Here is a 20,017-nt window from a genome sequence, read left to right as displayed (position 1 = left end):
TCATTGTGTTGAAAACAATGGCTTTTGATCGTCTTGCAGTTGCCTGAGTGGCTCATGTTGCCTCCTTGGTTTTCGTGAACTCTCTGCTGCCGGTGTGCTCAAGTGTTCGAAAGTTCTACTCCAACACCCACTCCGCCAACTTCCCTGTCACCTGCGTCATCAACACATTCTCGACATCCCGCGCACCCGCCGCGCTGCATTTGGCGAGCACCGCTTTCACAATTCCCGAATCAAACTCGAACTGCTTGCCGGTCGCGGCTTTGTAACGGCCGCGCAGTTTTTCCAGTTTTGCGAGCACAATCCCCTCCAGCGTCGCCTCATCCAGCGGTCGATACGCAACCACCGTCATGCGTGCCAGAAACGCCGGGCGGAAGGCTTGCAGCAGGACTTTGTGCAGCGCTTCGTTGAAGGCTTCGCTGCCGATTTGCGACACCGGCGTATCGAGCAGCAACTCAGCACCGACATTGCTGGTGGCGAGCATCACGGTGTTCTTGAAATCGACCACCAGGCCGGTGCCGTCCTCCATCAAGCCCTTGTCGAACACGTTGTAAAACGCTTCCAGCACATCCGGGTGCGCCTTCTCGATTTCATCCAGCAACACCACCGAGTACGGTTTGCGCCGCACGGCTTCGGTCAGCACGCCGCCGCTGCCATAACCGACGTAGCCGGGTGGCGCGCCCTTGAGTTGGCTGACGGTATGGGCTTCCTGATACTCGGAAAGATTGATGCTGATCAGGTTGCGCTCGCCGCCGTACAACGCGTCCGCCAACGCATACGCGGTTTCGGTTTTACCGACGCCCGTAGGCCCGACAAGCAGAAACACACCGACCGGTTTTTGCGGATCGGTGAGCCCCGCGCGATAAGCCTGCAAACGCTGGGCGATGGTGTTGAGCGCGGTGCTCTGGCCCATGACGCGCTGGCCGATGCGGGTGCCGAGGGTGCGCACGGCATGGGCTTCGTCGGCGAGCATCTTGCCTACGGGGATGCCGGTCCATCCGGCTATGACGGCAGCGACGGTTTTCGCGTCGACCTGTTCCGGCACCAGCGGATCGTCCTGGCGAATCGCATCCAGTCCCGCTTCCAGGCGCAGCAGTTCGGCGGCCAGATGATCGATGCGGCTGTCGGTGGCTTCGTCGGGTTTGTCGCTATCGGCGCTTTCGCTCAACGCCAGCAATTCGCGGCGTGTTTCGAGTAGTTCACGCACGGCCACGCGCTCTTCACTCCAACGTGTTTCCAGTTCGCGGATCGCTTGCACATTGGTCTTCGATTCAGCCTCCAGCAGGGTGATGCGTTCGCGATGATCCAGCCCGGTGGCCTGCTCTCGGCGCAGGCGTTCGACTTCATCTTTGAGGCTGTTTTGCCGATGGCGCAGGCTTTCCAGCGGTGGCGGCACGTCGTGCTGGCCGAGGGCGACGCGGGCGCACGCGGTGTCGAGCACGCTGATGGCTTTGTCCGGTAGTTGACGACCGGAGATGTAGCGGTGCGAGAGTTTCACCGCTTCATGGATCGCGGCATCCAGCACTTGCACACCGTGATGCTGTTCCAGTTTGGCGGCCACGCCCCGGAGCATTTCCACGGCGGTGATTTCGTCGGGCTCTTCAACCTGCACCAACTGAAAGCGGCGGGCGAGGGCCGGGTCTTTCTCGAAATATTTTTTGTACTCCATCCACGTAGTCGCGGCGAGGGTGCGCAACTCACCCCGGGCCAATGCCGGTTTGAGCAGGTTGGCCGCATCGCTGCCGCCCTCGGCCCCGCCAGCGCCGATCAGCGTGTGGGCTTCGTCGATGAACAGGATGATCGGTTTGTCGGCACTGCGCACAGCATCAATCACGCCTTTGAGCCGCTGTTCGAATTCGCCTTTGACCCCGGCTCCGGCCTGGAGCAAGCCGAGGTCAAGCACGCGCAGGCTGACTTCCTGCAACGACGGCGGTACATCACCGGCGGCGATGCGCAGGGCCAGGCCTTCGACCACCGCCGTTTTACCGACGCCGGGCGCGCCGACCAGAATCGGGTTGTTCTGCCGACGCCGAAGAAGAATGTCGATGCACTGGCGGATTTCGCCATCGCGCCCCACGATCGGATCGATACGTCCGGCGTGGGCATCGGCAGTCAGGTCCTGAGTGTATTGGTCCAGTACTGAGTCCTGCCGGGGCGCGGAATTTCCAGCTGACGCTGAACGCGGGCCGACATGCTCGCGGGAGTTTTCCGTCCACTCCAGCAGATTGGCCCGCAGCGCTTCCTTGGGAATCCGCAACAATGACGAAGCACTGTTGAGCAGCAAACTGCGGCGCTCGTCGCGGTCGATCAGTGCCAGTAACAGCAAGCCGGAACGAATGCTGTCGATCCCCAGTACACTGGCTTGAACGACGGCATCCTCCAACAAGCCAAGCGTGTGCGAGGACAGCGCCGGCGTGCGCGTGCTGCCACCCTTGAACAGATCCAGCGCCTTGTTGATTTCCGCGGTCAGCGCATCGCGTTCGAGGCCGAAGCGTGGCAGGAGCAAGGCAAAGTCTCCCGCTTCGATATCGAGCAGTTCCAGCAGCAGGTGTTCGATCTCGACAAAGTGATGCCCGCGCTGCAGACAGCGCTGGGCGGCGCGCTCGAGGGCACGGCGGTTGTCCGGGTTGAGCCGTCCGATCAGACTGGCGAGTTCCATGTCAGGTGATCTCCAACTGACGAAGACGGGTTTCGATGCGCTGCACGGCCAGGCTGGCCTGACGCTGCAAACCACCGTTCCAGCTGAGCAAAACCGGTGCCTGGCGCCCGAGTTTCATCGGCCCGGCACCGCGTACCAGCAGCACCAGCGTCACGTCGAGATCGGGACCGAAGTACAACGCCGCGAGGCTGGCCAATGCCGGGTGCGCTTCGCCGTCCGGCAAAAAACGGATCGCTTGCGTCGAGGGCAGTGGGCCGAGGGTCAGACGTATGCCGGCGTGTTCATCCCACACCCGGCTTCCGGCCACCGCGGTGCGCCCGAGTTGCAAATTTCGCCCTCCGGATTTGATGACACTGCGACTGGCCGGCGGGATTTCGCGCCAGGCGCCTTGGCAGGCACTGAGTGCCACCGGTACGCCGAACTGTTCCCGAACTGTCGCTGCGAACCCCGCCAGCGAGCGCCGGCCGTCGGCGAACAGCGCCGTACAGGCCAGCACTGCGCAATCAGGAACCGCTTGACGCTCCTGCAAAGCCTTGGGCAACAGCCCGGTGAGGGCCCGCAATTGCGCCTGCACCGGCGACGCCCCGGGTGTGACAAAGCCCAATGCCACCCGGTGTTTGCGCATCACCTTGTAAAGCAGGCTGAGCAGGCGATGCTGGAACAGATCAAGGAACTCGGCCGGCGCGTGATCCTTGGCTCGGGCCCGTTGTTGCAACCATTCCTGATAGGCGTAGGGCAACGGGCCGTCGGGGCCGCCGAGACCGAACATCGGTGTGCCGAGGGTTAATGGCTGGCCCGGCTCTTCGTGCAGATTTTCGATCTGGCTGGTGGGGAACAGCGGTGTCAAAGGTCCGCGCAATTTCAGCGCTTCGGCCTGGGGCGAAGTGCCGCTGCCCAACGATTCGGCTTGCGGTTGTTCGCGCTCGAGCAGCAGCAAGGCCTGCAGCCACTCAAACGCCTGCGGATCGCGGCGCAGTCGTTGGCTCAGGGTCAGAGCGACAGGGGCATGCCGGCTTGGGGTTGCCATGCCTTGATCTCCTTGTCACCGTGCATCAATACCGTGCGCACAAAGCGATTGGCTGTGGCGTACACCGAAAAGAACTGCGCCAGTACGGCAGAAAACAACACCGCGCTGCTGCCGACAAAGTGTTGCGCATCGAGTTGCAATTGCACCTCCAGGCCATTGCGCCAACCGCGCCAGGCGTCGGCGCCGACATGGCCGATCACGCGCTCGCTACGCAGGTTCAGCAGCCCCTCGATCTGCCGCAGTGCACTGGCTTCGTCGCGCAGGTTGTGCAAGTGCAGAATCTCTTTCAGTGCGTCGAGTGCTTGCGGGCCTTCGACCAGCGACAAATGATTGAGGGTCAGTTGCGACACCAGTCGCCAGCGCGAATCACCGTCCAGTCGCGGCAGACTTTGCGGGCTCGGCGGGTTGCGCAGTCGCGCCCAGGCAATCGGCCCGGGACGTTCGAAACCCAGCGGTGTGCCGGCGGGCAGGCTCTGCGCCAAATGCCGATTGGTGCACAGCAGCTCGGCGGTGAGGCTGTAATCCGGCAGCTCGCTCAACGGGTCGAAACGGGTGTCGACCACACTCACCAGCAGGTCGCTGCCGAGCCGGTTCGGCGTCTTGCCGCTGACTCGCCGTGCATGCCAGTAACGCTGTTGATCGCCGCCACTGTGCTGACTGCCGTAATAGGCCGGCAGCTGTTGCACACCGCTGGGGCAACTGGCACGCATGCTGCGGATGCTGTGGATTTCGACGCTGTTCTCGCGGTGGCTGTCGGCAATCAAACGGTACTCGCTGCGGGTGCCGTCCGGGCGCAGTGGCTCGGAGGTACGCGGGAACAGGTTGATTGCTGGCGCGCAACCCAATGCGATGTCACTGGCTTGTAAATGCAGGCGGCTGGCTGGAGCACGGTCGAAAACGATGTACAGGTACAACGTCTGGCTGTCGCTGCTGACGCCGTTCAACGGCAGATCGAAGAAATGAAACTTGTCCGGGAAAGCAAAATATTCCGCCAGCAGGCGCATGCCGGGGTGTACGCCGTCCTCGTCCGGCAGCAGGACTTCGTCATCGCTGAAACCGACGATCTTCGGTAAACCCTTCACGTGTGTCGGAATGCTCCCGGGCGTGCCGGCCAGCACCTGTACCGCATGGGCACCGAGCAGGTCAAACAGGCAGGCGTTGATCACCGGTGACGCGGCCAGATGGATGCGTAGATGCTCAATGCCAAGCGCCGACCATTGGCTTTCACCGAGGCAACGCAGGCTCAGGCGCAACGCCGAGCGCGATTGCGCCACACCGGTCAGCGCCTGGGCTTCATCGCTGCCGAGCAATAACGCTTCGCTGACGTCGATGGGCCATAAGCGCACGGCGGCCGAGGTGCGAAAGTGGATGCTCTCGCCTTTGCCGGTGGTGACAAACAATGGCGTGTCGCGGGGCAGGGGATAGCCGTCGTCGTGGTTGCCTTTGCTCGGGTCGGGCTCGAACTGGACAATGGCGCAGGATGGCAATGGCCTGACGGCCAACGGATAGAGCTGCTCGAGCAAAGCGTCGCTGAACTCGGCGTAGTCGTCGTCGAGTCGGCGCTGCAGTCGTGCAGCCAGCAGGGCAAAACCTTCGAGCAAACGTTCGACGTGTGGGTCGGGACACTCGCCGGGCGACAGTTCCAGTCGTCGCGCGACCTTCGGGTAACGCTCGGCAAACTGGCTGCCAGCGTGGCGCAGCCAGGTCAGTTCGCGCTGGTAGTAGTCGAGCAGTTGCGGATCAATCGAGTCGCTCATGGCGCACCTCCAGCCCTTCGCCGCCGGGTTCGATGACAAACGCCACCGGCCAGTGTTGCTGGCCGCTGCGCAGCTCGCCGGTCAATCGAATGCTCAACCGTTGCGGATGGTCGGGCACGGGCTTGACCTGCACCTCGTCCAGTTTCAGGCGCGGCTCGAAATGGCTGATGGCTTCGCGGATATCGCGCGTCAGCCGGCGACGGTCATCGCTGCGCTGTTGTTGCAGGGCGCTCCAGTCGGCGATGCCGTAATCGATGACGCTGGGCGGTTGGGTGAGGGTGCGCGGTCCTCGCCGCGTGTTGAACAGGCGCCCGAGCTCGGCCTGCACCGAGTCGAGCAAGTCCTGCTTATCAAATTCCCGCGCACCGTCGGCCTCGCTGGAGGCGAGGCGTTCGAACAACGGTGCGCGAATGCCGGTGCCTGCCATGGCCAGGGCGTCCGCTTACTTGCCGGCCTTGTTGGCCGCCAGGTCCCACACCGTGCCGGCGGTGCCTTCCTTGGTGCCGTCGTCTTTCTGCGCAGTGAGTTCCCATTTGATCTTGGTGAAGTTCAGCGACAGGGTTTCCACCGGTTTGCCGCCGGTACCACCGCTGACGCTGACGTTGGACAGCACCACGTTGTTGAGCGTGTAGATGATGAACGGCATCAGTTGCCCGCTGCCTTCAGCGGCGTTACGACCGATGGTGATTTTGGCTTCGGGAATGGGTTTGCCTGCACAGCAATATTCGTTGAGCGTTGGCGTCGAGCTGTCGATGAATTTGGTCAGGGTAAACTCACCGATGTGCGGCCGGCCGGACGTCCGTTCCGAGTTGCTGACGTCATTGGTCACTTGCATCGCCACGTTGTGGCTGTAGGACATGACTTCGATCTTGTCCTTGTAGCCCTCAAGCAGGCTGTCGCCTTTGATATCGCCGCCGAGGTCGAGAATGATTGCATCCATCGCTTGAAACTCCTGAAAGGTGTCGCGCTAGATAAAAGAACAACCCCCCCCGCTGCGGCGGGGGTAAAGGTCAGGCTGCAACCGGTGGTGGCAACGTCGCCACCAGGCGGATCGATGCCGTCAGTTCCTCAAGCTGGAAGTGCGGGCGCAGGAACACGGTCGCCCGATAGGCGCCCGGTTTGCCGGCCACCTCGGTCACGTCCACCCGCGCTTCGCGCAACGGGTATTGCGCCTTGATTTCCTGCGGCGCGTTGTCGTTGATCAGCACGTAGTCGGCGATCCAGTTGTTGAGGTAGGTCTGCACGTTGTCGCGGGTCATGAAACTGCCGACCTTGTCGCGCATGATCACCTTGAGGTAATGGGCGAAACGCGAGGCTGCGAGCACGTAAGGCAACATCGCCGAGATGCGTGCATTGGCGTTGGCCTCGTTGGTGTTGTAGACCTTGGACTTGTTGGTGGTCTGGCCGCCGAAGAATACGGCGACGTCGCTGTTCTTCTTGTGGCACAGCGCGATGAAGCCGAGATCGTTGAGCTCTTTTTCGCGGCGGTCGGTGATTGCCACTTCGGTCGGGCACTTCAGTGACAAGTCGCCGGAGCTGGTGCGGAAGGTGTGCGCCGGCAGGCCCTCGACTGCGCCGCCGCCTTCTGCACCACGGATCGCCGCGCACCAGCCGTACTTGGCGAACGCCTCGGTGATGCGTTGCGACAGCGCCCACGCGGCGTTGCCCCACAGGTATTTGCTGTGGTCGGTGCCATTGACGTCCTCGACGTAGTTGATGCCTTCCACCGGCGCGGTGTCGGGGCCGTAAGGCAGGCGCAGAAGGAAGTGCGGCAGTACCAGCGATACGTAACGCGAGTCTTCGCTCTCACGGAACGAGCGCCACTTGATCAGTTCCTGGCTCTCGAAGACTTTCGACAGATCACGCGGCACCGCCAGTTCGGTGAAGCTGTTCATGTCAAACAGCCGTGGGCTGGCAGCGGCGATGAAGGGGGCGTGAGCGGCGGCCGCGACGTTCGACAGTTTCTCCAGCAGGCCAACGTCCTGCGGATGCCGGCCGAAGGTGTAGTCGCCGACCAGCAGGCTGAACGGATGGCCACCGAAGGTGCCGTACTCCTCTTCGTAGATTTTCTTGAACAGCGCGCTCTGGTCGAATTCGACGGCTTTTTCCAGGTCGTTCTGCAGTTCTTTCTGCGTGACGTTCAGCAGACGCAATTTCAATCGGGTGCTGGTTTCGGTGTTCTGTACCAGCATGTGCAGACCGCGCCACGAGGCTTCGAGCTTTTGCAGGTCAGGGTGGTGCAGGACTTCGTTGAGCTGGGCGCTGATCAGTTCGTCGATCTTGCTGATGCGGTCGTTGATCATCGCCACGGTGTCCTTGTCGATGGCCATGCCTTCGTCAAGCACTTGGGTGGCGAACTCCGCGAGCATGTCGCGGGCGTAATCCTGCTGACTGTCATCGTGGGCCATACGGCCCTCGGCGATGATCCGGTCGAGCAGGGATAAGGTTTCGGCTGCAGCATTGTCGCTGGCTTGATTCTGGGCGGCGGCGGGCATGACGGATGCTCCCTCGATTAAGTGGACGATCAGGCTTGCGGTTCGGCCGGGGCCTCGGCGTCAGTGGCCGGGGTAGCGGTGTCTGGGCGGGCCGATTTGATCTCTTGCAGACCTTCGGTGTTGGCGATGACGTCGCGCAACAGCTTGTCCAGATCATCGTTGCCGTCGAGCTTGGTCAACAGATCGCGCAGGCGCTGGCGGGCTTCGAACAAACGTCGCAGTGGCGTGATTTGTTCCACCACCTTGACCGGATCGAAGTCGTCGATGTGTTTGAAGTTCAGCTCGATGTTGAGCTTGCTGTCGTCGCCGCTGAGGGTGTTATTGACTTGCAGGGTGGCGCGAGGGCCGATGGAGGCGAGCACTTCGTTGAAGTTGTCGCGGTCGATTTCGGTAAAACGCCGTTCAGTCAATTTTGCCAATGGTTCAAGCGGCTTGCCGGAGAGATCAGCCAGGATCCCGACCACCAGTGGCAATTCCTTTTTTTCGATGGCGTTGCCGATTTCGACGTCGTAGGTGATTTGCACTCGGGGCGGACGGACCCGGTCGAGCTTGTGTTGAGTACTTTCTGCCATGGTGGCTGACTCCGATGCGAAGGCGGGCGCAATGCATCGGGGAGGCCCGTTCATCGCTTTCCCTTACTGGACCGTAGGTTAGAAAGGGTGGCAGATGACCTGTCGTTCCTTTGACAAACCTTCCTCATTCGGCTGCTGGAACCGAACTATCCAAGACGCTAGAACAGGTCTATAAAAAAGCAAGCAAAAACGATTTTGGACTGCCACGGGAAAAGGAAAATTCATTTTGTGCAGACGTTTTTTGATGGTGGTTTGGTTTGCGCTGGTCGCCGGCTGCTCTCTTTTCGGCCCCAAAGTCGACCTGGACAGCCTGACCCTCGATGTCGCACCCAAGGCCAATGACGACACGCCGATTGCCGTGGATTTCGTCGCCGTCGCCGATCCGGATCTGCTCAAGCAACTGTCGGGCATCAACGCCAGCCAGTGGTTTGCCGAGCGCGAGCAATACCAGCGCGACTATCGTCAACTGATGAGTGTGTGGGGGCTGGAGCTGGTTCCGGGTCAATTCATCGACCGTCAACCCTTCCCGCTGGGGGGCAAGAAGGCCGCTGGACTTTTGGTCTTCGCCAGCTATAACACACCCGGAGCGCACCGCTTGCGGCTCGACGATCAGAGCGAGGCCTGGCTCAGGTTCGACAGTCGCGAGATGAGCCTGGTCAGCAAGGAAAACTGAAACATACCGCCCGCCGCCGGGTTGCGGCATGGCCGAAGGGAGTCGTATGAGTCTGCTACCTGACGCGGTTTGCTGGCACGAAGGCATGCAATTGCTGCCGCAGCATTTTCAGTTGCAGGGCCTGCGCGCCGAAGCCCTCGGGGCGCATCTGGCGCAGGCGTGCAACCCATGGTTCTGGGGCGTCAATCGCATGGAATTCGATCCCTCGGCCTTGAGCGCGGGAGTGGTCCGCGTGCTGGCGTTGCAGGGCACCATGCCCGACGGTTTGCCGGTGGATCTGCAAGCCGGTATCGGCCCGACCCTGGAGCTGGATGTCGGCCCGGCCATCAACGAAACCGACGACGCCAGCGTTACCGTGTACCTGGCGATCAGTCCGTTGTGGCGCGCCGGGCAACTGCTGCCGCTCAAGGGGCGTTTGCAATCGGTAGTCGGCGACGCGCTGCCGGATCTGACCAGTGGCGAGTTTCCGGAATCGATCACCGTGTGGCGGCCCAACCCCCGCCTGTGTACACAACTGAACAAGGCTGATTCGATCTGCCTGCCGTTGTTGAAAATCCGCAAGGAGGGCGGCGGCTTCCTGGCGTTGGCTTACACGCCTCCCACTCCATTATTGTTGCCCGATTCGCCGCTGGGCCGGCGGGTTGCCGGGTTGTGCGCGCGGGCGCGGGAAAAGTGCCTGTTTCTCGGCGGTCGCTTGCGTCAGGCGCAACAGGCCGGAAATCAGGATGATGCGCTGGAAATCCGCCGGCAATTGACCGCGTTATGGGCGCGACTGCCGGAAGTCGAAGGCGCACTCAACAGTCGCATCGCTCACCCGCAAAGCCTGTATGTGCAACTGCTCGGTCTGGCTGGCGCATGGTCGGCACTTGACCCGCTGGCCGGGGTGCCTTCGTTCGCGCCGCTGGACTTTCTGGAGTTGCAGCGCGGTTACGATACGGTACTGCAATGGCTGGAAACGACTCTCGAATTGATCCGCGCCGGTTATCACAGCCTGCCGTTCGAACGCGGCGAGCAGAGTTTTTCCATCCAGTTGCCCGATGAGCAACCGAGCCAGCGGCTGGTCATCGGCCTGCGCATGCCCAACGGCGCCAGCGAGCAGGCGGCCAGCGAGTGGCTGCGTGGTGCAATCATCGCCTCCTCGCCACACGTTGCCTTGCTCAGCCGCCAGCGCATGAGCGGGTTGAGCCACCAGGCCATGAGTCGCAATGAACAAGTGGCCTACAGCGTCGGCGAAGACACGCGACTGTTCGTGATCACTGCCGAAGGCGCGTGGTTCGACGCACAACTACCGCTGGTGATCGCCGCGCCCGCAGCGAAGCTGACCAGCAGTCCGTGGCAGGTGGTGCTGTTTGTTGCACAGACGAGTGAAAGTGCCTGATCACACAAGGAACGCAGCATGTCGGAAGGGACTGCCGGGGCCGCAACGAGAACTCTGAGTTTGCAGGACGCGCCGCTCGGCAGCGCGTTCCGGCAAACGTGGCAGCAATGGTCGCTGGACTGGAACCAGTTGCCCAAGGACAACGAGGACGAGACCGAACTGGTCGACAGCGTGGTCGAACTTTCGACCCAGGCTTCGCAACGCTTGTGGCGCACGGCGTATTCGCGGGTGGGCGATTCGGCCACTGAGCAGGTCAAGGCGCTGGTCTATGCCTTCGTTGCGCTGGTTGATGAGACCCTGTTATTCAGCCCGTGGCCGGGACAATCGGCGTGGCAGAGCAAACCGTTGGAGTCGCGTCTGTATTCCACGCGTCAGGCTGGCGAGCAACTGCCGGCGGCGATTGAAACGCTGCTCGATGAACAGCAACCGACCAGCCGCGATCTGGCCAATGTCTACCTGCAATGCCTGATCCTTGGCTTTCACGGACGACTGCGCGGCGAACACAGTCAGGCACAACTGGAAAAGTGGCGGCTGGCGCTGTTCCGCTTTGCCTGGCAAGACGAAGCCGACTACGCCGGTGTCAGTCAGCGCCTGGTGCAACCCTCACAGGTCCCGCCGTTGCAACTGCCGGTACGCACGGCGTTGCCGGACGGATTTCGCCTGGCACTGGGAATTATCGCAATGGTTCTGCTGCTGACTGGCATCGGCCATTTTCTGTGGCGCGACATCCGCGCGGAACTGGAACCGGTGCTGCAAATCAGCGCTTCAGTGGTGGCTCCGGAGCAAGACTCATGAGCACTTTGACGATTGTCGCGTGGGTGGTGGCGCTGTTGTTATTGCTGCTGATCATCGCGATTTTGGTGTGGTGGCTGCGGACCCAGAGCGGCGCGGCGATCCGCAGTTTCTATACGTCGGTGCGGCACATGGAGCAAGAGCAGGGCACTCACGACCGCTACCAGATACCGTGGCTGTTGATGCTCGGCGACGAACGCCAGGGCACGCAATTGGTCAACGAATGGCACCTGCAACCCACCGACAAACCAGCGTGGTTCGGCCGCTGGTGGTCGGACCCCGAAGGCGCGGTGCTGGTGGTGCCGCAGGCCTTGTTCCTGCCCGAAGACGGCATGCACTTGCAGCGCGGAGGCTGGTGGCGTCTGCTCGGGCTGATCTTGCGCCTGCGCAGCAAACGTCCGCTGAACGGGATTGTCTGGACGGTGCCAGCCAGTCGCCTGGGCAACCTGGAGCAGGCCACCCAGCTCGGGCTGGCGGCACGCCGCCGCTTTATCGATCTGCTGCAGCGTTTCGGCTTGAGTGTGCCGGTGTACGTGATCGTCACCGGGCTTGAAGAGCTGCCGGGATTTCAGGAGCTGATCAGTGCACTGCCCGACGAGGCCCGTGATCGCACTTTGGGCTGGTCATCGCCTTACCCACGCGATGCGGTGTGGCAGGGCCAGTGGAGCGATCAGGCCATGGATCGATTGCACCGGGCACTGGCCGAAGCGGTGATTGAGATCGGCACGTTGTCCGGGCACCTGAGCGCGGACCTGTACGCGTTGCCGGAACGTATCGAAACCTTGCGCCGCGGTTTGCAAAACGTACTGGAGCCGGTATTTCAAGGTAATGCGCAGGGCGAGGCCGCGTGTTTTCGCGGTCTTTACTTCAGTGCCAATCAGCCGGCTGACGATGCGCTTGACGGCTTTTCCGCTGACGACAGCGGCCTGCAACGCAGTGCGTTCGTGCGTCAGTTGTGGCGTCAGCGAGTGGTTGGCGAGCGGGGGCTGGCCCAGGGCGTGCCGCGCCTGTTGCGCTTGCGTCAGCGCTGGCAGCGAATCACTGCCGGCGTCGCGTTGGTGGTCGGGGTGGTATGGGTGGTGGCGATGGTCTGGATCTGGCGCGATTCGGTGCGCGATGCTCACGAACTGGCGCGGCTGATGCAGGGCGCGCAGAAGAGTTACGTCGCGGTCACCGACGAGGCGCATCGCATCGAGCCGACCCGGCGTAACGTGCAGAGTTTCTGGCGCGTGCTGGAAAAAGCCCCGCACTGGCACTATGCGTCGCTGGTGTTTCCGAGCGCGTGGTTTTCCTCTTTCGACCTGCAACTGGAGCAGGAGCTGTTCCGCTCGATCCAGCGCCATATGCTGGTGCCGCTGCACGATCTGCTGGTCGCGGAGCTGGCGAAGATCAAGGCGATTCGCAGCACTGAGCGGCGTGCCAGCGTCGAGAGCGAGGACCCCGCGCAATGGCAGAACTATCAGAAGGCCACGGATCTGGTGGATCGCGCGCTGCGTCTGGAGCAGCAGAACCAGTTGTTCGGTGAAGTGCAGAATAACCAGCGTGTACCACTGGATGATCTGGTGCAACTGAGCAACAGTGCGCTGTCACTCAACCTCAACCCCGCCACGTTGCCCCATGCCGCTTATTACAACCGCTTGCTCGCGGCGGGGGATGGCGGTGACTTGCAGGCGCTGGACCTGAGCGTGGAACGGCCGCTGATTGTCAGCAATTTCAACGGGCTGATGGAGCGCTGGCTCGACCAGTATTTTCTCGCCGACAACTTCGTCAGCAAGGCCGGCTACCTCAAGCTGCATCTGGAACAACTGGAGGCCGGCAGCGGCAATAGCCTGAGCGAGCTGGAAGACCTGCGCGCCCTGATCGATGACCTGCAAGCGGCGATCGCTCTGACCAACTCGACCTGGAGTCGCGGCAAGGGGCAGGAACTGGTACCGGGTTATCGCGACTTTCTCGACAAGGTACGCAAGAGCAGCTTGCTCGGGCCAGCGGTCGAACAACAACTGGACGCCCAGGCGAGCAAGTTGCAGCAGAGCTTTCGCGATCAGTGGATTGCCCAGGTCGGTTCACGCGGCAACCTGCTGGTGCAGCAGGGCAGCGGGCAACTGGCGTTGCAGGATCAGGTGGTGAAACTCAATAACGCGGTACAGGCGCTGTTCCGGCGCGATTTTGTTTCGATCGCAATGCGTGCCACGCAAGATAACGTCAACATGCAGGGCCAGACCGTTGACGGCGACGACCTCAATACCTCACTGAGCTACTTCGCCAGCTATAAAAGTTATGTCGCCGAAGAGCTGCCGCGTATCCCGCCGGTGTATCGCGATGCGCTGCTGCAAGCTGCCGAAACGGCCGCTGCACAGGCAATGTGGCTGAGTCTCAAGGATCATAACGATCAGACACATCCGTACGCGGTCTTCAATGTTCAGGCCGAACAGGCCATGGCCCTGCAGAAGGCTTTTGTCGAGGTGCACCGCAGCGATCTGGCTGCGCGTCTGCAAAGCGCGTTGAACCGGCGCGCGCTGGCGCAGATCGTCAGTGGCCTGGACGAAATCACCGCGCAACCGCTGTTCGGCGGGCGCACTGAAATCAGTCAGTGGGATGGTTCGAAAAACCTTGGTCTGCAACTGTACGGCGCCAGCGATGTACAGGACTTGAAGCTGAGCCTCAAACAGCAGTTCAACACCATGCTCGGTATCACCGAACGTCGCGCGCCAGCCCTGCAATGGCTGATGACCCAGCAGGGCAACCTGTCGGCGCTGGATTACGAGCGAGTGACGCAGTTCAGCGCACTCAACGATGAATTGCTCAAGTACAAGGACGCCAACCCGGCGAGTTCTCCGGCGCAGATCGAGCAACTGGTCAGTCGTGATTTCGTCGAGATGGACACTGCTTCCTGCCTGCAGGTCCTGCAAACAGCCAACCTGACGGGCGGGCGTGGCACCCTGGCGATGCGCGCGGTGGAATTGCAGCAGTCGGCGATGCAGCGCTGCCAATTCCTGCAACAGCAGCAAGCAGCTGCGGCGTGGAATGAGCTGGCTACCTATTTCAATCAATACCTGGCCGATCGCTTTCCGTTTGCCAACGGTGTGCAGGCGCAAGATGCCGACCCGGCGCGGGTTCAGCACTTTCTCGAAATCATCGACAAGCGCCTGCCGGTGGCGCAGGCCGGACTGATCCTGAGTCAGACTCCGGAGCGCCTGGCGGCCGAAGACTTTCTCAAGCGCCTGAAGCAGGCCAGTGTGTGGCTGACGCCGCTGTTCGTGCGTGACAAGAGCGGCATCCTCGGGGTTGAAATTGATGTGCGCTGGCGCACTGATCGCGAGGAGGAGAAGGGGGCCGATCAGGTGATCGCCTGGGGCCTGTTAGCGGGCAATCAACAGGTCAACTACCCCGGTGCCGAACAGCCGAACCTGCGCTGGATGGTCGGCCAGCCGATCCGCCTGACGCTGCGCTGGGCACGTAACGGCAAAGAGCGTCCGGTCAACGATCCGTTGCAACCGAACCTGGTGGTGCGCGACCTGGAGGCGGGCTGGGAGTACGGCGGGCCGTGGTCGTTGTTGCGGCTGATGCGTGCGCATTTCTCGGTGCAGCGGCAGCCGAATCTTGATTACACCGACTTTCCACTGACGTTGCGTCTGCCGGTGACGGCGGCGACCGACAGTGTCACCAGTGAGTTCACACGGATGTTCGTGCGCTTGTCGCTGATGAGTCAGGGCTCGAAATTGCCGCTGGCGATCTCGCCGCTGCCGACCCGCGCACCGCGCTCGCCGTATCAACAGACCGGCGCCACCGCCGCGCTGGATGCCCGCAACGAGGAGGGTTTGTGAGCCTGCCATCGACGACTCTGCCGGACCTGATCGATCAGTTGCTGGCGCCCATCACTGCCGAGCAGCCCTGTGGGACGGATTTGCGTTACGAACGTGAGTACGATCAGTTGCGCGATTTGCGCCGCGAGGACGACACCAGCCTGCCGACCGGGGTCTGGCAGTCGGCAGTCAAGCGGGCGAACTGGCCGGAGCTCGAAGCGTTGACCACGGTCTTGCTGCTGGAGCGCAGCAAGGACCTGATGCTCGCCGCGTGGCTGGGCGAGGCGTGGCTGCATCTGCAGGCACTGGATGGTTTGCCCGGCAGCCTGGCGCTGATCGCCGGCCTGTGCGAACGCTATCCCGAGCACCTGCATCCGCAGGCCGAGGACGGTGATCAGTCGTGGCGGGTCATTCCGCTGGAATGGCTGGTGCGGCGCTACAGCGATGTTCTGCTGACGCGAGTGCCGCTGTTCGGCACGCACAACAGTGATTTCGAGGTTTACACCCTCGACGTCTGGCGCCGCTTGCAGGTGCAGCAAGTCAAGGCCAATGACAGCAAAAACGCCAAGGCCTCGTCTGACGTCGCGCGCAACGAACAGAAGAAACTCGACGATCAAATACGCGTCACGCCCATGGCGTTCTGGCTGCGCATGCAGGGTAACTTACTGCTGAGCCTACAGCATCTGCAGCGACTGGACGCCTGGAGCGATGCGTATCTGGGCGATCAGGGGCCGGGATTTCGCCCCTTGCAGGAAACCATTCAAGCGTTGCTGACACTGGTTCAGGAGTTCATTGCCATGCACCCGCAACAACCGGCACCACCGCCTGCGGTAGTTGAGGCGCCTGTCACCGAGGTTCAGACGGGCGAAGCAGCGTCGGTCGCACAGATTTTCCGTGAGCCGGCCAGTCGTGAAGAGGCTTACCGCCAATTGCTGCTGATTGCCGAATACCTGGCCCGCACCGAGCCCCACAGCCCGGTGCCTTACCTGATTCGGCGCGGGGTAGAGTGGGGCAACAAGCCGTTGAGTGAATTGCTCGGCGAATTGATCAGCGCCGACGCCGAGTCGCGGCGTTTGTGGACCTTGCTCGGCGTGCTTTAGTGCACGCGTTGATTGCCCAGTTTCGGCGGTAACTCAACCGGCGTCAGCACCGGTTGCCCCGAAAAGAATGCCATCAGGTTTTTCCCCACCAGTTCCACCGTACCTTGTGTGGCTTCCGGCGACAGACCGGCGACATGCGGCGTGAGAATCACATTGTTCAGGGTTTTCAGCGCATCGGGCACCTGCGGTTCGTGATCGAACACGTCCAGCGCAGCCCCGGCAATCCGTCGTTGCTCAAGTGCGCTGATCAACTCGGCCGTGGCGATCACGCTGGCCCGGGCGATATTGACGATGAAACCGGTCGGGCCCAGAGCATCAAGTACCGGGCGCGTCACCAGATGCTGGGTGCCAATCCCGCCCGGCGTGGCGACGATCAGAAAATCCGAGGCCCGTGCCAGTTCGGTCGGCGTGGAGCAGAACGCATAGGGCACATCACTGCGCAGCTGCCGGTTGTGGTAACTGATCTGCATGTCGAAACCAAGGTGAGCACGCTTGGCAATCGCCATGCCCACCGCCCCCAGGCCGAGAATCCCCAGGCGTTTATTGGCCAGCGACGGGCGCATGATCTTCGGCCATTCACCCCGGCGCACCGCCGCGTCGCAGCGCGGAATGTCGCGTACCAGTGCCAGCAGCATGGCCAGGGCATGGTCGGCCACCGACGAGGCGTTGACCCCGGCGCCGTTGGTCACGGTAATCCCGCGATCGCTGGCGGCCTGCAGGTCGACGTGTTCGTAACCGGCACCGATCACGGTGATGATCTTCAGCGCCGGCAGGGCGGCGATTTCCTCGGCCGTCAGGCCCAGCGGGCCACGAGTCAGTACAGCGTCGATCCGTGCCCCGTGGGTGGCAATGGCTTGCGCGCGTTCGGCAGGGGTTGGTGCGAGGATCAGATGAAAGCCCTGATGCTCGAGAATCGGCAGATAGTCATTGATGGTTTCAACCAGTACCAGAACGGTGGCGGGCATTGCGCGGCTCCTGTGATCAATGGCGGTTCGGTCGCGAATATCGTGTCAGAGTGCTGATTCCAGAGCGCTTTGGCAATGATGGCCGCAGCCCCGCTTCAGCCAGTGTAGGAGCTGAAACGGGGAGCGCGCGGGCGCTTCGTCAGAAGCTCGCCCCGGTATCGTTGATCGGCTGCACGAAGTCGCCAACGAGTCCAGTCAACTGGCGTATTGGGCGATGCCGTTGCCGAACGACCAGTTCTCCTTTTTGACTTCCACCAGATTGATGAACACGTCTTCCAGGCGAATGCCCAGTTGACTGTTCAGGCTGTGCGCGATGGTCTGGTACAGGGCTTTTTTCTGCTCCAGCGTCCGGCCTTCATTGAGGGTGATCTGGATGATCACCAACTCATCGCTGCGCTGGATGCCCAGGTACTGCGGGTCGAAGATGAAATGCTCGCCGTCGTGCTCGTTGAGGATCTGGAAGTTGTCGTGCTCCGGTACGTTGATGGTGCTGCGCATGGCGGCGTAGATCTGCTCGCCGATGCGTTTGGCGAAGGTGGGATCAGAGTGCTTTTTGATTTCGACGCGGACGAGGGGCATGGGCAAAGACTCCGTGGGGCAAGGGACTCCTCTCACGCTAGAACATGTCGGCCAGATTGAAAGTGTGGGGTGATGAGCTCGCCGCTGTTTTTGTACGAGGCTACCTACATTTTTCGCGGATTTTGCCTACGAATTTGGCGGATGCGTCTGCTACCGGAATGGTGATGAACGCGAAATCATGGGGACACAAAGTAGCTCGGGTAGTGACTACCAACAGCCAAGGAAGGCAAATGCTTCAAAACAATCGAGAACACCTGGAACTCGAAAGGATAATGAGTGAAATACGGAAACTGGCGGCCGAGAGAAAAAAGCTTATCGCGGAAGAAAAGAAGTTGAGGTGGGATACGTATTTTTATCCGTTTGCGGTAGTCACTGGGGTGTTGACCGCAACAGCGGCCGTAGTAGGACTTTCACTCAAGTTTTAAGTGTTCGCGTTTGTACCATTCAACCCCACTCTCTAAGAAGGAAATCACCATGAGTACATTTGACCGTCAGGCCATGATTGAACGGGCAGATCGAGAATACGATGAGGACGTTGAAAGAATGCGCATCAAAAACAAGGGCGATATGTACCCAATCTGGGGAATGCTGGCGTTCGGCCTGTTTTGCATGTCACTCGGATTTCTCCTGGCTCGATCAATCTGATCAGGCCTTGCCGGTGGATTTGGCGCTGGAGCTTGTCGAAAAACGACATTTCACGTATCCGAAGCCGACAGCTATTTTCCCAAAAACGACAACCCACTGATCTGCTCCGTACAACCATTCCTCAGCTAAGTCTTTGCTTCTGCTCATTTATCACGGAGAATCGCGCCCCTGTTTCGGCCGGAGCATGTCTGTCGGTTTTTTCCGACGCGTCCCGACCGAGTGGCAAGTGACCGGAATGCGGAGATCCGACCGGATGAATGATCAGGCCAATAGCGTCGACGAACGCTATGAAGCGGCAGCACCAGCTGAACTGTCGAGCTGGAATCGCCATGACACCACGTGGATGTTGGGACTGTTCGGGACGGCCATTGGCGCCGGTACCCTGTTTTTGCCGATCAACGCCGGTCTGGGTGGCTTCTGGCCGCTGGTGATCCTCGCGCTGCTGGCCTTCCCGATGACGTTCTTTGCCCACCGAGGCCTGACCCGCTTCGTCCTCTCCGGTCGCGAAGGCGCCGACATCACTGACGTGGTCGAGCAGCATTTCGGCATCAAGGCCGGTGCGCTGATCACCCTGCTGTACTTCTTCGCCATCTTCCCGATCCTGCTGATCTACAGCGTCGGCCTGACCAACACGGTCGCCAGTTTCCTTGAACACCAACTGCACATCACGCCGCCACCGCGCGCGCTGCTGTCGTTCGTGTTGATCCTCGGCCTGCTCGCCGTTGTGCGTTGCGGCGAGCAGGCCATCGTCAAGGCGATGAGCCTGATGGTGTATCCGTTCATCGTTGCGCTGCTGTTCCTCGCGGTGTACCTGATTCCGCACTGGAACGGCGGCATTCTCACCACCGCCTCGCAAGTGCCGGCACCGTCGGCGTTGCTGCACACACTGTGGCTGGCGATTCCGGTCATGGTGTTTTCGTTCAACCACTCGCCGATCATCTCGGCGTTTGCGGTGGATCAGAAGCGTCGCTACGGTGTCAACGCTGACCAGCGCAGCTCGCAGATCCTCTGCCGCGCCCACCTGTTGATGGTGGTGATGGTGCTGTTCTTCGTCTTCAGTTGCGTGCTGACCCTGTCGCCGGAACAACTGGCCGAAGCCAAGGCGCAGAACCTGTCGATCCTGTCGTACCTGGCCAACCACTTCAGCAACCCGACCATCGCGTTCGCGGCGCCGTTGATTGCGTTTGTGGCGATCTCCAAGTCGTTTCTCGGTCACTACATCGGCGCCAGCGAAGGCCTCAAGGGCCTGATCGTCAAGAGCGGCAAGCGTCCGGGTGCCAAGGCGCTGGATCGCATCGTGGCGGCGTTCATGCTGGTGGTGTGCTGGATCGTCGCGACCCTGAACCCGAGCATTCTCGGGATGATCGAGACCATCGGTGGCCCGGTGATCGCTGCGATTCTGTTCCTGATGCCGATGTACGCGATCCGCAAAGTACCGGCGATGGCGCGCTATCGCGGTCAGGCGTCGAACGTGTTTGTCACCGCCGTAGGTCTGGTGGCGATTTCGGCGTTGATTTATTCGCTGACTGCTTGAAGATCAAGAGATCGCAGCCTGCGGCAGCTCCTACAGGGTTT

The 20,017-nt window shown here is 61.4% G+C and carries 17 protein-coding genes; 8 read left to right on the top strand and 9 right to left on the bottom strand.

Translation table 11 applies throughout. From position 1 onward, the window contains the following. Positions 1-115 precede the first annotated feature (115 nt). From tssH to tssB, 7 genes are all read right to left on the bottom strand, one after another. Positions 116-2,656, bottom strand: a complete 2,541-nt coding sequence (tssH, locus tag OC71_RS09025) for a type VI secretion system ATPase TssH (protein ID WP_041067418.1) — start codon at positions 2,654-2,656, stop codon at positions 116-118. Between the two features lies 1 nt (position 2,657). Beyond that, positions 2,658-3,683 (bottom strand): type VI secretion system baseplate subunit TssG, encoded by a 1,026-nt coding sequence (gene tssG, locus OC71_RS09020; protein ID WP_041067415.1) that lies wholly within the window; start codon positions 3,681-3,683, stop codon positions 2,658-2,660. Beyond that, positions 3,647-5,440 carry a type VI secretion system baseplate subunit TssF gene (gene tssF, locus OC71_RS09015; RefSeq protein WP_041067412.1) on the bottom strand — a complete coding sequence of 598 codons (1,794 nt, stop codon included), beginning with the start codon at positions 5,438-5,440 and terminating at the stop codon, positions 3,647-3,649. The genes tssG and tssF overlap by 37 nt, the downstream gene beginning before the upstream one ends. Continuing rightward, on the bottom strand, positions 5,424-5,867 hold the full coding sequence (tssE, locus tag OC71_RS09010) for a type VI secretion system baseplate subunit TssE (RefSeq protein ID WP_041067409.1): 444 nt from the start codon (positions 5,865-5,867) through the stop codon (positions 5,424-5,426). Before tssE ends, tssF begins: the two co-directional genes overlap by 17 nt. A 15-nt stretch (positions 5,868-5,882) precedes the next feature. Further along, on the bottom strand, positions 5,883-6,380 hold the full coding sequence (locus OC71_RS09005) for an Hcp family type VI secretion system effector (RefSeq protein ID WP_041067406.1): 498 nt from the start codon (positions 6,378-6,380) through the stop codon (positions 5,883-5,885). 70 nt (positions 6,381-6,450) lie between these two features. Beyond that, positions 6,451-7,935 carry a type VI secretion system contractile sheath large subunit gene (tssC, locus tag OC71_RS09000; protein WP_041067403.1) on the bottom strand — a complete coding sequence of 495 codons (1,485 nt, stop codon included), beginning with the start codon at positions 7,933-7,935 and terminating at the stop codon, positions 6,451-6,453. 29 nt (positions 7,936-7,964) lie between these two features. Continuing rightward, the gene (gene tssB / locus OC71_RS08995; protein ID WP_041067400.1) at positions 7,965-8,507 is read right to left on the bottom strand and encodes a type VI secretion system contractile sheath small subunit; all 543 of its coding nucleotides are present in this window, start codon (positions 8,505-8,507) and stop codon (positions 7,965-7,967) included. Positions 8,508-8,751: 244 nt separating this feature from the next. Here tssB and OC71_RS08990 point away from each other — a divergent pair, with 244 nt between their 5' ends. Genes OC71_RS08990 through tssA form a run of 5 tightly spaced genes read left to right on the top strand, consistent with a single transcriptional unit; the run spans position 8,752 to position 16,253 of the window. Further along, a complete protein-coding gene (locus tag OC71_RS08990; protein ID WP_041067397.1) occupies positions 8,752-9,180 on the top strand; it encodes a hypothetical protein in 429 nt (142 codons plus the stop codon). A gap of 46 nt (positions 9,181-9,226) precedes the next feature. Beyond that, positions 9,227-10,558 (top strand): type VI secretion system baseplate subunit TssK, encoded by a 1,332-nt coding sequence (gene tssK, locus OC71_RS08985; protein WP_041067450.1) that lies wholly within the window; start codon positions 9,227-9,229, stop codon positions 10,556-10,558. Positions 10,559-10,576: 18 nt separating this feature from the next. Then, on the top strand, positions 10,577-11,353 hold the full coding sequence (locus OC71_RS08980; RefSeq protein ID WP_041067394.1) for a DotU/TssL family secretion system protein: 777 nt from the start codon (positions 10,577-10,579) through the stop codon (positions 11,351-11,353). Then, positions 11,350-15,174, top strand: coding sequence for a type VI secretion protein IcmF/TssM N-terminal domain-containing protein (locus tag OC71_RS08975; RefSeq protein ID WP_041067392.1), 3,825 nt, complete (start codon positions 11,350-11,352; stop codon positions 15,172-15,174). Before OC71_RS08980 ends, OC71_RS08975 begins: the two co-directional genes overlap by 4 nt. Further along, the gene (gene tssA, locus OC71_RS08970) at positions 15,171-16,253 is read left to right on the top strand and encodes a type VI secretion system protein TssA (RefSeq protein ID WP_041067389.1); all 1,083 of its coding nucleotides are present in this window, start codon (positions 15,171-15,173) and stop codon (positions 16,251-16,253) included. The genes OC71_RS08975 and tssA overlap by 4 nt, the downstream gene beginning before the upstream one ends. On the opposite strand, the gene OC71_RS08965 is transcribed toward tssA, so the two are convergent. Then, entirely contained in the window at positions 16,250-17,218 is a 969-nt protein-coding gene (locus tag OC71_RS08965) for a 2-hydroxyacid dehydrogenase (RefSeq protein ID WP_041067386.1), read from the bottom strand. The genes tssA and OC71_RS08965 overlap by 4 nt on opposite strands. Before the next feature lie 195 nt (positions 17,219-17,413). After that, positions 17,414-17,797: a tautomerase family protein gene (locus OC71_RS08960; protein WP_041067383.1), complete on the bottom strand. Its 384-nt coding sequence runs from the start codon at positions 17,795-17,797 to the stop codon at positions 17,414-17,416. Positions 17,798-17,841: 44 nt separating this feature from the next. Here OC71_RS08960 and OC71_RS28715 point away from each other — a divergent pair, with 44 nt between their 5' ends. The 3 genes from OC71_RS28715 to OC71_RS08950 all read left to right on the top strand — a co-directional run bounded on the left by OC71_RS28715 (position 17,842) and on the right by OC71_RS08950 (position 19,976). Next, positions 17,842-18,222 carry a hypothetical protein gene (locus OC71_RS28715; protein WP_371260364.1) on the top strand — a complete coding sequence of 127 codons (381 nt, stop codon included), beginning with the start codon at positions 17,842-17,844 and terminating at the stop codon, positions 18,220-18,222. Between the two features lie 49 nt (positions 18,223-18,271). Beyond that, complete coding sequence (locus tag OC71_RS28355) at positions 18,272-18,442, top strand: hypothetical protein (protein WP_174377316.1); 171 nt, start codon at positions 18,272-18,274, stop codon at positions 18,440-18,442. Positions 18,443-18,695: 253 nt separating this feature from the next. After that, positions 18,696-19,976, top strand: a complete 1,281-nt coding sequence (locus OC71_RS08950; RefSeq protein ID WP_041067380.1) for an HAAAP family serine/threonine permease — start codon at positions 18,696-18,698, stop codon at positions 19,974-19,976. The last annotated feature ends 41 nt before the right edge of the window (positions 19,977-20,017 follow it).

This window comes from Pseudomonas sp. W15Feb9B (assembly GCF_000828175.1).
Taxonomy (GTDB): domain Bacteria; phylum Pseudomonadota; class Gammaproteobacteria; order Pseudomonadales; family Pseudomonadaceae; genus Aquipseudomonas; species Aquipseudomonas parakoreensis.
The sequence above is the reverse complement of the archived record's forward strand: the minus strand, read 5'-3'. Positions and strand labels throughout refer to the sequence as shown.